This is a genomic window from Nonomuraea sp. NPDC048881, assembly GCF_040649795.1.
Taxonomy (GTDB): Bacteria; Actinomycetota; Actinomycetes; order Streptosporangiales; family Streptosporangiaceae; genus Nonomuraea.
Genome location: NZ_JBEZGC010000005.1, coordinates 526,934 through 540,188 on the forward strand (window position 1 = coordinate 526,934; position 13,255 = coordinate 540,188).

The following is a 13,255-nucleotide window of genomic DNA, read 5'->3' on the forward strand; positions in this document are numbered from 1 at the left end:
CCACGCCGAACCGCATATTCTCCTGATTTCAGGATGACAACAGTTCAATTGCGTTTGTCATGCGAGCTGATAATCATGCGGCCACCCACGCGAATCGGTACAGACCTGTCTAGACCTCTTGTGTGGGGAGGCCGTGAGCTGGTGAAGTGGGAGCCGACCTATCCCACCTGGCCATAGAAGGAGCACGAAGTGGCCCCGGAGACCCCTGGCAACGAGACCCAGGCGCTGTCCAACCTGCTGCAGGAGAACCGCCGGTTCGCACCACCGGCTGAGCTGGCCGCGGCCGCGAACGTGACCGCCGCCGCCTACGCCGAGGCCGACGCCGACCGTCTCGCCTTCTGGGAGCGCGCGGCCGAGCGGCTGACCTGGGCCAGGCGGTGGGACACGACGCTGGAGTGGAACGCGCCGTTCGCCAAGTGGTTCGTCGGCGGCGAGCTCAACGTCGCCTACAACTGCGTCGACCGGCACGTCGAGGAGGGACGCGGCGACAAGGTCGCCTACCACTGGGAGGGCGAGCCCGAGGGCGACAGCCGCACGCTCACCTACAACGACCTCAAGACCGAGGTCAGCAAGGCCGCCAACGCCCTGCAGGAGCTCGGCGTGGGCAAGGGCGACCGGGTGGCCATCTACATGCCGATGATCCCCGAGCTGCCGATCGCGATGCTGGCCTGCGCCCGCATCGGCGCGATCCACTCGGTGGTGTTCGGCGGCTTCTCCGCCGGCGCGCTCAAGAGCCGCATCGACGACGCCGACGCCAAGCTCGTGATCACGGCCGACGGCGGCTACCGCCGCGGCAAGCCGAGCGCCCTCAAGCCCACCGTGGACGAGGCCGTCGCCGAGTGCCCGCAGGTGGAGAACGTGCTCGTCGTACGGCGTACCGGCCAGGACGTCGCGGTGGGCGAGAAGGACGTGTGGTGGCACGACCTGGTCGAGCGCCAGAGCGACCAGCACACCGCCGAGCCCCACGACGCCGAGGACCCGCTGTACATCCTCTACACCAGCGGCACCACCGGTAAGCCCAAGGGCATCCTGCACACGACCGGCGGCTACCTCACCCAGACGGCCTGGACGCACCACGCGGTCTTCGACCTCAAGCCCGAGACCGACATCTACTGGTGCACGGCCGACATCGGCTGGGTCACCGGCCACTCCTACATCGTCTACGGCCCCCTCGCCAACGGCGCGACCAGCGTCATCTACGAGGGCACCCCGGACACCCCGCACCGCGGCCGGTTCTGGGAGATCGTGCAGAAGTACAAGGTCACGATCCTCTACACCGCCCCCACGGCGATCCGGACGTTCATGAAGTGGGGCGACGACATCCCCGCCAAGTTCGACATGTCCAGCCTGCGCGTCCTGGGCTCGGTCGGCGAGCCGATCAACCCCGAGGCCTACGTCTGGTACCGGGAGAACATCGGCCACGACCGCTGCCCGGTCGTGGACACCTGGTGGCAGACGGAGACCGGCGCGATCATGATCAGCCCGCTGCCGGGCGTCACCTCGGCCAAGCCGGGCGCGGCGATGCGGCCGCTGCCGGGCATCAACGCCGACGTGGTCGACGACCAGGGCAACAGCGTGCCGAACGGCGGCGGCGGCTTCCTCGTGGTGCGCGAGCCGTGGCCCGCCATGCTCCGCACGATCTGGGGCGACGACCAGCGCTACATCGACACGTACTGGTCGCGTTTCGAGGGCATGTACTTCCCCGGCGACGGCGCGAAGAAGGACGAGGACGGCGACCTGTGGCTGCTCGGCCGCGTCGACGACGTCATGCTCGTCTCCGGCCACAACATCTCCACCACCGAGGTGGAGAGCGCGCTGGTCAGCCACCCCAAGGTCGCCGAGGCGGCCGTGGTCGGCGCCACCGACCCGGTGACCGGCCAGGCCATCGTGTCGTTCGTGATCCTGCGCGGCAGCGCCGAGGAGAGCGACGACATCGCCGCAGAGCTGCGTGACCACGTGGCCAAGACGCTCGGCCCGATCGCCAAGCCGCGGCAGATCCTGGTCGTGCCCGAGCTGCCGAAGACCCGCTCCGGCAAGATCATGCGCCGCCTCCTGCGCGACGTGGCCGAGAACCGCAGCATCGGCGACGTCACCACGCTGGCCGACAGCACGGTGATGAACCTCATCTCCGAGAAGCTGCCCGCGGCCAAGTCCGAGGACTGATCAGGCCGCAGGTCAGCTGAGGCGCATGCCCGAACCGGGCATGCGCCTCAGCCGTCTCCACCGGACGGCGTTATCGTGGGCGATCGGGTAGTTCTGTGAGTAGCAGCGTCCTCGGCGTGTTCGGTGGCGCCCAGCCGTCCGTACGGGATGTTTGACACGGCCACCAGGCCTCGATAGGAGACGTTCATGCCGCAGACTCCCGAGGAAGAATCCCTGGGCTCGCTGGTCGCCCAGGCCAGCAGCCATATCTCCGACCTCGTCCGCTCCGAGATCGAGCTGGCCAAGGCCGAGTTCAAGTTCGACGCCAAGCGGGTGGGCATGGCCGCGGGCCTGTTCGCCGCCGCCGCGTTCATGGCGCACCTGTGCCTGATCCTGGCCTCGTTCACCATCGCGTACGTGCTGGCCCAGTGGCTGCCCAACTGGCTGGCCTTCCTCATCGTGACCGTCTTCTACCTGGTGGCCGCGGGCCTGCTGGTGCTGGTCGGCGTGCGCAGGCTGAAGGGCCTGGCCGGGATGAAGCGCACCGCCAGGTCGATCAAGGGCCTCAAGGAGATCGCGACGCCGGAGGAGCAGCCGCTTCCCGTGCCCAGTCCCGAGGGCCAGCCGGTGAGTCGTGATGGCACCTGACGAGTCGGTCGTCCAGATCGACGGCCCGTGGACACACCGGGCCGTGCACGCCGGCGGCACCCGCTTCCACGTCGTGGAGGCCGGTGAGGGGCCGCTGGTCCTGCTGCTGCACGGGTTCCCGCAGTTCTGGTGGACCTGGCGCAACCAGCTCACCTCCCTCGCCCGGGCCGGTTTCCGGGCGGTCGCCGCCGACCTGCGCGGCTACGGCGGCAGCGACAAGCCGCCGCGCGGCTACGACCTGCCCACCCTGGCCGCCGACGCCACCGGGCTGATCCGCGCGCTGGGCGAGACCGGCGCGGTCGTCGTCGGGCACGACTGGGGCGGCCTGCTGGCCTGGACGATGGCCGTGCTCGACCCCAAGTGCGTGCGCCGGCTGGTCGTGGTCTCGGCGCCGCACCCGCTGCGGCTGCGCAACGCGCTGGTGACCGACCCCGCCCAGTTCAGGGCCGGCCGGCACGCGCTCGGCTACCAGCTCCCGCTGCTGCCCGAACGCCGGCTCACCCGGCACGACGCCGCCCTGGTCGGCCGGATCCTGGCGGGCTGGTCGGCGCCCGGCTGGCCCGACGCCGAGACCGCGCGCACCTACCGGGAGGCGTTCCGGATCCCCGCCGTGGCCCACTCGGCGCTGGAGTACCACCGCTGGTTCGGCCGTTCGCAGCTCCGGCCCGACGGCCGCCGCTACGCCAGGGTCATGCGTACCGAGATCGAGGCGCCGACGCTGCACCTGCACGGCGCGCTCGACCCGTGCGTGCTGCCCCGCACCGCCCAGGGCTCCAGCCGGTACGTCGCCGCCCCCTACCGCTGGCGGCTGTTCGAGGGCGCGGGCCATTTCCCCCACGAAGAGATCCCCGACGTGTTCGACACCGAGCTGCTCGGCTGGCTGGCCGACCCCGAGCCCGACCGATAGGAAGCCCCGCGAGCGATGAGAGACCGCGACCCCCAGGGCAAGCCGCGCAACGCCAGGCCACGCGACGCGTACGGCAGGCCGCTCCCCTACGGCTCGCCCGGCGTCGACCGGGTCCCCGACGACTACGCCCCCACCGCCGACCAGGCGCTCGCCGACGCGCGGCGCTTCCTGGCCGAGGGGCTGCCGTTCAACGCGCACGAGGTCTTCGAGGGCCGCTGGAAGTGCGCGCCCGAGGAGGAGCGCGAGCTGTGGCAGGGGCTCGCGCAGATCTGCGTCGGCCTGACGCACCTCCAGCGCGGCAACGGCCGCGGCGCGGTCACCCTGTTCAGCCGCGGCGCGGCCAGGGCGCAGGCGTACGGCGGCGACTACGACGCCGTCGGCAGGGCGGTCACCGGCCTGACCCAGGACAGCGACCCCGTCGAGGCGATCGCCCTCGTCCTGGGCGAGCTGCCCGGCTAGTCGCACTCCTGGGTGCTGGCCGCGGTGGTGTCGTTCCTGCCCTGGCCGGCGTCGGGCGCGACCTCCTCGGCGGTCAGCACGTAACCGGTGTCCTTCTCGCTGACCGCGGCGGCGAAGATCACGCCGTAGACGCGGCCGTCGACGGTGAGCAGCGGGCCGCCGGAGTTGCCCGGCAGCACCTTGCCGCGGATCGCGTAGACCTTCCGCCGGACGTTGCTGCCGTGGTAGATGTCGGGGCCCTCGGCGTCGAGGCGGCCGCCGATGCGGGCCGGCTCGGCGGTGAAGCCCTTGCCCCTGGGGAAGCCGGCGATGATCGCGTTGGCGCCGCGCTTGCCGTCGGCCTCGAAGCTGAGCTGCGGCAGGTCGAGGCCGGGCACGTGGAGGATCGCGATGTCGCGCTGGGGGTTGTAGCGCACGACCTTGGCCGGGTGGCGCACGTTCTTGTAGTCGATGACCTCAAGGTCGCGGGTGACGCCGGCGACGACGTGGGCGTTCGTCATGATCCGGCCGTCGGCGTAGACGAAGCCGGTGCCCTCGATGTGCTTGTTGCAGCTCTCGGCGTTGCCCTGCACCTTGACGATGGCCCGCTGGGCCCGGCCCAGCTTGGCGCCCTGGAGGATGCTCTGCGCGGGCGGCGGCACGTCGATCAGCGTGTCGGCGCCGATCGCGTCGAAGACGGGCGGGAACTCCGACCGGTCGACGAACTTCTTGAACGGCTGCTGCCAGTTGCGCGCGGCCTGCGGGATCGCGTCGTCGACGGTGGTCAGCAGCGCGGAGTTCTTGACCTGGTCGACCAGCGGGGTGAACGTCGTGGAGACGATCAGCGACCCGATCAGCCAGGCGATCACCAGCACGGACAGCGCGCTGGCGAACGTGCCGCCCACCGCGTCGGCCATCTTGGCCGGCTCCCACGTCACGTGGCTGCGCACGACCGCGCCGACCGTGGAGGAGGCGAACTGGCCGATCGTGGCGGCCAGGAAGACGATCACGATCGCGAGCAGCGCCTGCGGGGTGTCGCCGTCGACGACGGCCTTGGCGACCGGCGGAGCGATGAAGATGCCGAGCACGGCGCCGCCCACGAACCCCACGAAGCTCATCGCGCCGATGATGAAGCCCTGTCGGTAGCCGGATACGCCGAAGGCGATCACGAGGCCGATCAATATGAGGTCAAGCAGATCACCGCGCACGCTTCAAAGGTAACCAGCGATACGGTCAAGTGTGCACGTCTTCCGCCAGGACGGCGTCACCCGCCTGGCTATCTTGAGCGGTATGCCGCCGGCCGAGGGAACAGTGCGCGATCTCATCCAGGCCGCTCTCAGCGACACCGATCCGGACGGCCCGCTGCGCTGGCACGTGATCTGTCAGCTGCGCCAGCGGGCCGACCTGGAGTCGTTCATCGAGGCACGCCGCCTGTGCGCTGCGGACAACGTGGCCGAGCGCCTGCTCGGGGTGGACATCATGGGCATGTTGCGGCCGTTCGTGGACCGTACGCTGCCGGTGCTGCGCTACCTGGCCGCCAGCGAGGACGACGCCATGGTCCTGTACTCGGTGCTGATCGCCTTCGGCCACCTGGCCGACCCCCGCTCGCTGCCTTCGGTGATCGACCTGGCCTGTCACGGCGACGCGAGGGTGCGGTACGGGGCGGCGTACGCGCTGCAGCACGTGCTCGGCGATCCGCCCGACCGGGCCGGCCTGGAGATGCTGCGCACCCTGGCCGCCGACGACGACGCCGACGTGGCCGACTGGGCCTCCCTGGGCGTCTCGCTCAGAGCCCCGGAATGACCCCAGAATGACCCCGGCGTCCTGCGTCAGGGCGCCGGAGTGGTCCGCTCGCGCAGGCCCAGCCGGACGACCTCGGCCGGCAGGTCCTCCAGCCGTGCCTGGTCCCAGGGGCGTTCGAGGCCGCCCTCGCGCAGCACGACGTCGAGCACCATCGCGGTGAACCCCCACACCAGCATGCCCCGCACGCGGAAGGCGGGGCCGGCGAGCCCGCTGGGATGCCGCAGCATGACCCGGTTGCCCGGATCGACCAGCTCCGCGACCGGCACCCGCTCCACGGACTCCACCTCGTCGGGCGAGGCCGCGTGCACGGCGGACGGCGTGTGCCACCAGCCGAACACCGGGGTGACCCGGTTGTCACTGTGGTCGAGGTAGAGCTCGGGCATCGTGCCGAGCACGCGGACGCCGCGCGGATCGACGCCGGTCTCCTCCTCCGCCTCGCGCAGGGCCGCGCCGACCGGGCCGCCGTCGCCGGGATCGACGCCGCCGCCGGGGAAGGCGGGCTGGCCCGCGTGCCTGCGCCCGCGTGAGCTGCGCTGGATGAGCAGCACGTCGGGGCCGAGCGGGCCCTCGCCGAACAACATCAGCACCGCGGCCAGGCGCCCGCCGTCGGCCGGGGGACGCAGGTATCGGGGGACCGTGATGCGCGCGGCCTGCGCCGCCAGCCGTTCGAGCCAGTCGGGCACTTCTGTCACGCCAACCTCCAACACGGCACGGCCTCGATCACTTCCCGCGGCTCGGGGATCAGGAGAAGGGGCCGGGCCTGACCAGCTTCTCGGCCTCCGCCTCGCCGGTGGGCCCGGTGCCGAAGGAGGGGCACAGGCTCGCCAGCGGGCACACGCCGCAGGCCGGGCGGCGGGCGTGGCAGATGCGGCGGCCGTGCCAGATCACCCGGTGGGAGAAGATCGTCCACTCGCGGCGGGGCAGCAGCTCGGCCACGATGTGCTCGATCTTGACGGGGTCGGTCTCCTCGGTCCAGCCGAAGCGGCGCACGAGCCGCTGGAAGTGCGTGTCGACGGTCAGCCCCGGCACGCCGAACGCGTTGCCGAGCACCACGTTCGCGGTCTTGCGGCCCACGCCGGGCAGGGTGACCAGGTCTTTGAGCCGGCCGGGCACCTCGCCGCGGTAACGCTCGCACACGGCCTGGGCCATGCCGATGATGCTGTTGGTCTTCGCGCGGAAGAAGCCGGTCGAGCGGATGATGTCTTCCATCTCGGCGCGGTCGGCGGCGGCGTAGTCCTCGACGGTGGGGTATTTGGCGAACAGGGTGGGGGTCACCATGTTCACCCGCTTGTCGGTGCACTGGGCCGACAGGATGGTGGCGACCAGGAGCTCCAGCGGGTTGCGGAAGTCGAGCTCACAGTGGGCGTCGGGGTAGGTCTCGGCGAGGATGCGGTTCATCTTGCGTGCCCGCCGTACCAGGGCGAGCTGGGTCTCCGGCTTGCGCCCCGCCGCGTTCGTGGCCATGCCGCAAGACTATGGGAACGGTTGAACCTTCTACGCCGCGTTCGCGTACAACCTGGCGGCTTGGAGGGCGGCGACCATGGGCGATCGGCACAAGGGCGAGTCACTGACCGAGTTCGTCCGCGCGGGCGGACCGTTGCGCGGCGCGGCGCTGCACCGGCTGGCGCTGGGCAGCGCGGCGGCCATGGCCAGGATGCACGCCCATGGCGTGACCGGCCTGCGGCTCACTCCGGACAACGTCGCGCTCGGCACGCGCGGCCAGGTGCTGGTGGGCGTGCAGGGCTCGCCCGGCCGCGGCGGCCAGGCCGCCGACGTGCGGGACTGGGCCGAGCTGGTGAGGTTCGCGAGCGGGTCCGGCGCGCTGCCGCAGCCGCTGCGCGGGATCGTCGAGCGGTGCCGCCGTCCGGAGCCGGCCGGCCGCCCTTCGGCGGCCCATGTCGTACGCGTCCTGCTGGGCCACACGATGGCGACGGCGGTCGCCTCCGTGGACGACCTCCTGCGGAAGTAAGCAGGTCACCCGATTTGTTCATACACTTCAGTGCGCAACACAACAGGGCAATCCCGGGCTAACCCGGGCATTCCCATAGCCTGTGTGTGCCGCCCGGAGTGGGGTGAGTCACAATGGCAGCAGAGGAGGCAGAGTGAACACCGAAGATGTGCTGGGCAAGGCCCCCCTGTTCGCCGCGCTCGACCGCGAGAGCGCCGCGGCGCTGCGGACGAGCATCACCGAGGTCCAGCTGTCCAAGGGACAGACCCTCTTCCACGAGAACGAGACCGGCGACCGGCTCTACGTCGTGCTCGAAGGCAAGATCAAGCTTTCCCGCACCTCGCCCGACGGCCGCGAGAACCTGCTGAGCGTGCTCGGCCCGAGCGAGATGTTCGGTGAGCTGTCGCTGTTCGACCCGCGTCCGCGCACCGCCACGGCGACGGCGCTGACCGACGTGCGCCTGGCCGGGCTGGGCCACGACGACCTGCGCCCGTGGCTGACCGGCCGCCCCGAGGTGGCGCTGCACCTGCTGCGCGCGCTGGCCCAGCGGCTGCGCCGCACCAACGACGTGCTGGCCGACCTGGTCTTCACCGACGTGCCCGGCCGGGTCGCCAAGCAGCTCCTCGACCTGGCCGAGCGGTTCGGCACCAAGACCGACGACGGCATGCGCGTGCACCACGACCTCACCCAGGAGGAGCTGGCCCAGCTCGTCGGGGCCTCGCGCGAGACGGTGAACAAGGCCCTGGCCGACTTCGCCCAGCGCGGCTGGCTGCGCATCGAGGCCAAGGCCGTGGTCATCCTCGACATGGACCGGCTCTACAACCGTTCCAGGTAGTCGAGCTGGGCCCGCACGGAGACCTCCGCGGCGGGCCAGAGCGACCTGTCGACGTCGGCGTACACGATCTCGACGACCTCCCGCGGCGTGCGCGCGCCCCGCGCCTGCGCCGCCCTGATCTGGTCGAGCCGCTGCCGCCGGTGGGCGATGTAGCCGTCGAGGGCCGCGATCGGGTCGGGCAGCACCGGGCCGTGGCCGGGCAGCAGCGCCCGCGCCCCCAGGCCCTCGGCCGCCGCCCGCAGCCGGTCGAGGCTGCGCAGGTAGTCGCCGAGGCCGCCGTCCTGGGCGATGATCGTGGTGCCCCGGCCGAGTACGGTGTCGCCGGTCAGCATGGCCCGGTCCTGGGGCAGCCAGAAGCACAGCGAGTCGAACGAGTGGCCGGGCGTGGCGTAGACGTGCAGCTCCAGGCCGTCGACCGTGATCACGTCGCCGTCGCCTAGCCCTTCGTCGCCGAGCCGGTGGCGCGGGTCGAGGGCGCGTACGGGAGCGTCGACCAGCTCGGCGAATCGTTTCGCGCCGCCGCTGTGGTCGGCGTGGCCGTGCGTGAGCAGGATCTGGGTGACCCGCCGCTCGCCCAGATGGTCGCGTACGCGCAGCAGGTGCGCCTCGTCGTCGGGCCCGGGATCGACCACGACCGCGTCGCGGGTGCCGATGACCCAGGTGTTGGTGCCGTCGAGCGTCATCGCGGACGGGTTGGGCGCCAGCAGGTTCTCGGCGTGCTCGGTACGGGAGCCGTCGGGCGTGCCGAGCGGGATGTGCAGGCCGCTCACGGCGTCATCAACCTCATCTCCCCCTCGACCTCCACGGCCGCCGGCAGGATCGCGGTGATCCGCCGCTCCTCGGCCAGCACGGACGCCACGCTGTCGTGCCCGGCCAGCTCGGTGAGCGTGTGGGAGGTGGGCGGCATCAGGAAGATCTCCCCCGCGCGCCACAGCTCGATCGCCTCGGCCGGCCGCCGCCACACCACGTGGTCGGCCTCGCCCCCGACGTCGCGCGTGCGCTGGCCCTCGGGCAGCACCGCCACGAAGAACCGGGTGTCGAACCTGCGCTGCTCGATCTCCGGCGTGATCCAGTGGGCCCACGGCTTGAGCAGGTCGGACCGCAGCACCAGGCCCCGCTTGGCCAGGAAGTCGGCGAAGGCCAGACTCCGGTCGATCAGCGCCAGCCGGTCGGCCTCCCAGTCGTCGCCCGTGGTGTCCTCGACCACGCTGTCCGGCCCCGGCCCCGCCAGCAGCACGCCGGACTCCTCGAACGTCTCCCGCACGGCCGCGCACACCAGCCCGCGCGCGACGTTCTCACTGGCGTGGAAGACCTCGCCCCACTCCTTGGGGGACGGCCCGGCCCAGGCCACCGCCTGGTCGGTGTCGCGGGGATCGACGGAGCCGCCGGGGAAGACGTAGGCGCCCGCCGCGAAGGCCATCGTGGACTTCCGCCGGAGCAGGTAGACCTCGGGCCCGCCGCGCGGGCCCGAGCCGCGCAGGATCACCACCGTGGCGGCGTCGCGCGCCGGGACGGGGGCGAGCCGCCCGGCGATGATCTCTCTGGCTCGCGCGGCGAGCTCGTCGGGAAGGGGAAGACCGGCCACCTGACCTCCTACTAGAACATCACTCGGTCATGGTGACACATCCTGATGGTCAGGAGACCTCCGCGATCAGCTCCACTTCCACGGGGGCGTCCAGCGGCAGCGCGGCCACGCCCACGGCGCTGCGGGCGTGCTTGCCCGCCTCGCCGAACACCTCGGCCAGGAAGTCGCTGGCGCCGTTGGCCACCTGGGGCTGCTCGGTGAAGCTCGGCGCGCTGGCCACGAAGACCACGACCTTGACGATCCGCCGCACCCGGGACAGCTCGCCCAGCTCGGCCTTCAGCGCGGCCAGCGCGTTGAGCACGCAGATGCGCGCCTGCGCCTTGCCCTCGTCGACGCCGAGGTCGACGCCGAGCTTGCCGGTCTGGTGCAGCTTGCCCTCCAGCATGGGCACCTGGCCGGAGGTGTAGACGAGGTCACCGGTACGGACGGTCGGCACGTACGCGGCCAGCGGCGTCACCGGCTGGGGCAGCTCGTACCCGAGCTCGGCGATCCGCTCCTCGGGGCTCACGCCTTCTCCCGCTTGAAGTAGGCGACGAGCTGCTCGGGCGAGGCGCCCTGGACGATCTGGACGAGCTCCCAGCCGTCGGACCCGAAGTTGTCGAGGATCATCTTCGTGTTGTGGATCAGCACCGGAGCGGTGAGGTACTCCCATTTCTTCATGGCATGACGATCTCATGGAAAGCCGCTTCCCGGCCTGTCACCCCACCCATACGGGGGGCGGTGACCACAATGTGAGCAATCAAACGGTGGCCGTCGGGTTTCGACAAGTAACCGTTCGGTAGCCTCGAAACGTGGACTCTCCGGACACGGATTGGGGCGACGTGCGGCTGCACGTCGTCACCGGCAAGGGCGGCACCGGCAAGACGACCGTCGCCGCCGCCCTCGCCCTCGCACTGGCCGCGGGCGGGCGCAAGGTGCTGCTCGTCGAGGTGGAGGGCAGGCAGGGCATCGCCCAGATCTTCGACCTGCCGCCGCTGCCCTACGAGGAGCGCAAGATCGCCGTCGCGCCCTCCGGCGGCGACGTGTACGCGCTGGCCATCGATCCCGAAGAGGCCATGCTCGAATACATGGAGATGTTCTACGGCATGCGCAGAGCCGGACGCGCGCTGACCAAGATGGGCATCGTCGACTTCGCCACCACCGTGGCCCCCGGGTTCCGCGACGTCCTGGTCACCGGCAAGACGACCGAGGCCGTGCGCAGGCGGGGCAAGAACGGGCGCCGGGTCTATGACGCCGTCGTCCTCGACGCGCCGCCCACCGGCCGCATCACGCGCTTCCTGAACGTCACCCAGGAGGTCGCCGGCCTGGCCAAGGTCGGACCGATCAAGAATCACTCGGAACTCGTGAACGGCGTCGTGAAGTCCAGGGAGACGATGGTGCACTTCGTCACCCTCCTGGAGGAGATGCCGGTGCAGGAGACCCTCGACGGGGTCGCCGAATTGCGCTCGGCCGGGCTTCCCGCAGGTTGCGTTTTCATCAACATGGTCCGTGAATCACTGCTTCCACCGGCCGCTCTTGACATGGCTGTCAAGGGCCGATTCGACGTGGGCGAGCTGGCGCTCGGGCTCAAGGCGGCCGGTCTCGCCGACACCTCCGACGCCGCCGCGATGGCCGAGGCGCTCGCCGAGGAGGTCGTCGAGCACGCCCGCCGCACCGAGCTGGAACACGCCGAGCGCGAGTCGCTGGCCGAGGCCGGCCTGCCGCGCGTCGAGCTGCCGCTGCTGGCCGACGGCGTCGACCTGGCCGGCCTGTACGAGCTGGCCGAAGTCCTCCGCACCCACCGGGGAGCAGCGTGAAGAAGCCCATCCCCCTCGACGTCGACGCGATCCTCGACGACAAGGGCACCCGGATCATCGTCTGCTGCGGCTCCGGCGGCGTCGGCAAGACCACGACCGCCGCGGCCCTCGGCCTGCGCGCCGCCGAACGCGGCCGGTGCGCGGTGGTGCTGACCGTCGACCCGGCGCGCCGCCTGGCCCAGTCAATGGGCCTGACCGAGCTGGACAACACCCCGCGCCTGGTCAGCTCGCCCGAGGGCGGCGGCCAGCTCTTCGCCATGATGCTCGACATGAAGCGCACGTTCGACGAGATCATCGAGGCGCACGCCGACCCCGAGCGGGCCCGCCAGATCCTGTCGAACCCCTTCTACCAGTCGCTGTCCTCCAGCTTCTCGGGCACGCAGGAGTACATGGCGATGGAGAAGCTCGGCCAGCTCCGCCGCTCCGACGAGTGGGACCTGATCATCGTGGACACGCCGCCCTCGCGGTCGGCGCTGGACTTCCTGGACGCGCCGGAGCGGCTCGGCCGCTTCCTCGACGGGCGGTTCATCCGGCTGCTCACCGCCCCCGCCAAGGCGGGCGGACGCAGCGCGTTCCGGCTGCTCAACGCCGGGTTCGGGTTGATGGCCGGAGCGATGACCAAGCTGCTCGGCGCACAGGTGATCAAGGACCTGCAGACGTTCGTGTCCGCCCTGGACGCCGTGTTCGGCGGGTTCAGGCAGCGGGCCGAGATGACGTACCAGCTGTTGCAGGCGCCGGGCACGGCCTTCCTCGTGGTGGCCGCGCCGGAGCGCGACGCGATGAGGGAGGCGTCGTACTTCGTGGAACGGCTCGCCGAGGAGCGCATGCCCCTCGCCGGGCTCGTGGTGAACCGGGTGCACGTCTCGCCCGGCTCGGCGCTCTCGGCGGCACGCAGCGCCGCCGCGGCCGAGGACCTGGAGTCGAAGGGCGAACACGAGTTGACGGCCGCTGTGCTGCGGCTGCACACCGGCCGGATGCAACTCGCCACTCGCGAGAGCCGCGAGCAGGAGCATTTCGTCTCGGCTCATCCCACGGTGCCCGTGGCACAGGTACGTGCGATGTCCGGAGATGTCCACGATCTAGCCGGACTGCGGCAGATCGGGAACCTGTTGGCGAGCGCGTAGAGAAAGCACGGCCGACGGGCGGCGCCGGC

The 13,255-nt window shown here is 71.2% G+C and carries 16 protein-coding genes; 9 read left to right on the plus strand and 7 right to left on the minus strand.

Annotation, left to right across the window (positions count from 1 at the left end):
* Window positions 1-189: 189 nt before the first annotated feature.
* The 4 genes from acs to AB0C33_RS21255 all read left to right on the plus strand — a co-directional run bounded on the left by acs (window position 190) and on the right by AB0C33_RS21255 (window position 4,156).
* Window positions 190-2,163, plus strand: a complete 1,974-nt coding sequence (acs, locus tag AB0C33_RS21240; RefSeq protein ID WP_358290462.1) for an acetate--CoA ligase — start codon at window positions 190-192, stop codon at window positions 2,161-2,163.
* A gap of 186 nt (window positions 2,164-2,349) precedes the next feature.
* The gene (locus AB0C33_RS21245; protein ID WP_352321392.1) at window positions 2,350-2,790 is read left to right on the plus strand and encodes a phage holin family protein; all 441 of its coding nucleotides are present in this window, start codon (window positions 2,350-2,352) and stop codon (window positions 2,788-2,790) included.
* On the plus strand, window positions 2,780-3,697 hold the full coding sequence (locus tag AB0C33_RS21250) for an alpha/beta hydrolase (protein ID WP_358290465.1): 918 nt from the start codon (window positions 2,780-2,782) through the stop codon (window positions 3,695-3,697). The genes AB0C33_RS21245 and AB0C33_RS21250 overlap by 11 nt, the downstream gene beginning before the upstream one ends.
* 15 nt (window positions 3,698-3,712) lie before the next feature.
* Window positions 3,713-4,156, plus strand: a complete 444-nt coding sequence (locus AB0C33_RS21255; RefSeq protein WP_358290468.1) for a DUF309 domain-containing protein — start codon at window positions 3,713-3,715, stop codon at window positions 4,154-4,156.
* Here AB0C33_RS21255 and AB0C33_RS21260 read toward each other — a convergent pair.
* Window positions 4,153-5,343, minus strand: coding sequence for a MarP family serine protease (locus AB0C33_RS21260; protein WP_358290471.1), 1,191 nt, complete (start codon window positions 5,341-5,343; stop codon window positions 4,153-4,155). The genes AB0C33_RS21255 and AB0C33_RS21260 overlap by 4 nt on opposite strands.
* 103 nt (window positions 5,344-5,446) lie before the next feature.
* On the opposite strand from AB0C33_RS21260, the gene AB0C33_RS21265 reads away from it, so the two are divergent.
* On the plus strand, window positions 5,447-5,938 hold the full coding sequence (locus AB0C33_RS21265; protein ID WP_352321385.1) for a HEAT repeat domain-containing protein: 492 nt from the start codon (window positions 5,447-5,449) through the stop codon (window positions 5,936-5,938).
* A gap of 26 nt (window positions 5,939-5,964) precedes the next feature.
* Here the strand turns inward: AB0C33_RS21265 and AB0C33_RS21270 are convergent, their stop codons facing one another.
* Window positions 5,965-6,630 carry a CoA pyrophosphatase gene (locus AB0C33_RS21270; protein WP_358290474.1) on the minus strand — a complete coding sequence of 222 codons (666 nt, stop codon included), beginning with the start codon at window positions 6,628-6,630 and terminating at the stop codon, window positions 5,965-5,967.
* Between the two features lie 49 nt (window positions 6,631-6,679).
* Window positions 6,680-7,402 carry an endonuclease III gene (gene nth, locus AB0C33_RS21275; protein ID WP_358290477.1) on the minus strand — a complete coding sequence of 241 codons (723 nt, stop codon included), beginning with the start codon at window positions 7,400-7,402 and terminating at the stop codon, window positions 6,680-6,682.
* A gap of 76 nt (window positions 7,403-7,478) precedes the next feature.
* On the opposite strand from nth, the gene AB0C33_RS21280 reads away from it, so the two are divergent.
* On the plus strand, window positions 7,479-7,907 hold the full coding sequence (locus AB0C33_RS21280) for a hypothetical protein (protein WP_358290480.1): 429 nt from the start codon (window positions 7,479-7,481) through the stop codon (window positions 7,905-7,907).
* Between the two features lie 133 nt (window positions 7,908-8,040).
* Entirely contained in the window at window positions 8,041-8,721 is a 681-nt protein-coding gene (locus AB0C33_RS21285) for a Crp/Fnr family transcriptional regulator (RefSeq protein ID WP_125644033.1), read from the plus strand.
* On the opposite strand, the gene AB0C33_RS21290 is transcribed toward AB0C33_RS21285, so the two are convergent.
* Genes AB0C33_RS21290 through AB0C33_RS21305 form a run of 4 tightly spaced genes read right to left on the minus strand, consistent with a single transcriptional unit; the run spans window position 8,703 to window position 10,966 of the window.
* On the minus strand, window positions 8,703-9,491 hold the full coding sequence (locus tag AB0C33_RS21290; RefSeq protein ID WP_358290483.1) for an MBL fold metallo-hydrolase: 789 nt from the start codon (window positions 9,489-9,491) through the stop codon (window positions 8,703-8,705). The two genes, AB0C33_RS21285 and AB0C33_RS21290, sit on opposite strands and share 19 nt — an antisense overlap.
* Window positions 9,488-10,306, minus strand: a complete 819-nt coding sequence (locus tag AB0C33_RS21295; protein WP_358290486.1) for an NUDIX hydrolase — start codon at window positions 10,304-10,306, stop codon at window positions 9,488-9,490. Before AB0C33_RS21295 ends, AB0C33_RS21290 begins: the two co-directional genes overlap by 4 nt.
* Before the next feature lie 49 nt (window positions 10,307-10,355).
* Window positions 10,356-10,814: a RidA family protein gene (locus AB0C33_RS21300; RefSeq protein WP_358290489.1), complete on the minus strand. Its 459-nt coding sequence runs from the start codon at window positions 10,812-10,814 to the stop codon at window positions 10,356-10,358.
* A complete protein-coding gene (locus AB0C33_RS21305) occupies window positions 10,811-10,966 on the minus strand; it encodes a hypothetical protein (protein ID WP_352321370.1) in 156 nt (51 codons plus the stop codon). The genes AB0C33_RS21300 and AB0C33_RS21305 overlap by 4 nt, the downstream gene beginning before the upstream one ends.
* 131 nt (window positions 10,967-11,097) lie before the next feature.
* Here AB0C33_RS21305 and AB0C33_RS21310 point away from each other — a divergent pair, with 131 nt between their 5' ends.
* Together AB0C33_RS21310 and AB0C33_RS21315 are read left to right on the plus strand one after the other, a co-directional pair.
* Window positions 11,098-12,102 carry an ArsA-related P-loop ATPase gene (locus AB0C33_RS21310; RefSeq protein WP_358290492.1) on the plus strand — a complete coding sequence of 335 codons (1,005 nt, stop codon included), beginning with the start codon at window positions 11,098-11,100 and terminating at the stop codon, window positions 12,100-12,102.
* Window positions 12,099-13,226 (plus strand): ArsA family ATPase, encoded by a 1,128-nt coding sequence (locus tag AB0C33_RS21315; protein ID WP_358290495.1) that lies wholly within the window; start codon window positions 12,099-12,101, stop codon window positions 13,224-13,226. Before AB0C33_RS21310 ends, AB0C33_RS21315 begins: the two co-directional genes overlap by 4 nt.
* Window positions 13,227-13,255: the final 29 nt, after the last annotated feature.

What these genes read in the sequence shown, in the direction of transcription:
- nth (WP_358290477.1), bottom strand. Translation starts at nt 7,402, where the DNA reads ATGGCCACGAACGCGGCGGGGCGCAAGCCGGAGACCCAGCTCGCCCTG.
- AB0C33_RS21250 (WP_358290465.1), top strand. Translation starts at nt 2,780, where the DNA reads ATGGCACCTGACGAGTCGGTCGTCCAGATCGACGGCCCGTGGACACAC.
- AB0C33_RS21255 (WP_358290468.1), top strand. Translation starts at nt 3,713, where the DNA reads ATGAGAGACCGCGACCCCCAGGGCAAGCCGCGCAACGCCAGGCCACGC.
- AB0C33_RS21280 (WP_358290480.1), top strand. Translation starts at nt 7,479, where the DNA reads ATGGGCGATCGGCACAAGGGCGAGTCACTGACCGAGTTCGTCCGCGCG.
- AB0C33_RS21305 (WP_352321370.1), bottom strand. Translation starts at nt 10,966, where the DNA reads ATGAAGAAATGGGAGTACCTCACCGCTCCGGTGCTGATCCACAACACG.
- AB0C33_RS21245 (WP_352321392.1), top strand. Translation starts at nt 2,350, where the DNA reads ATGCCGCAGACTCCCGAGGAAGAATCCCTGGGCTCGCTGGTCGCCCAG.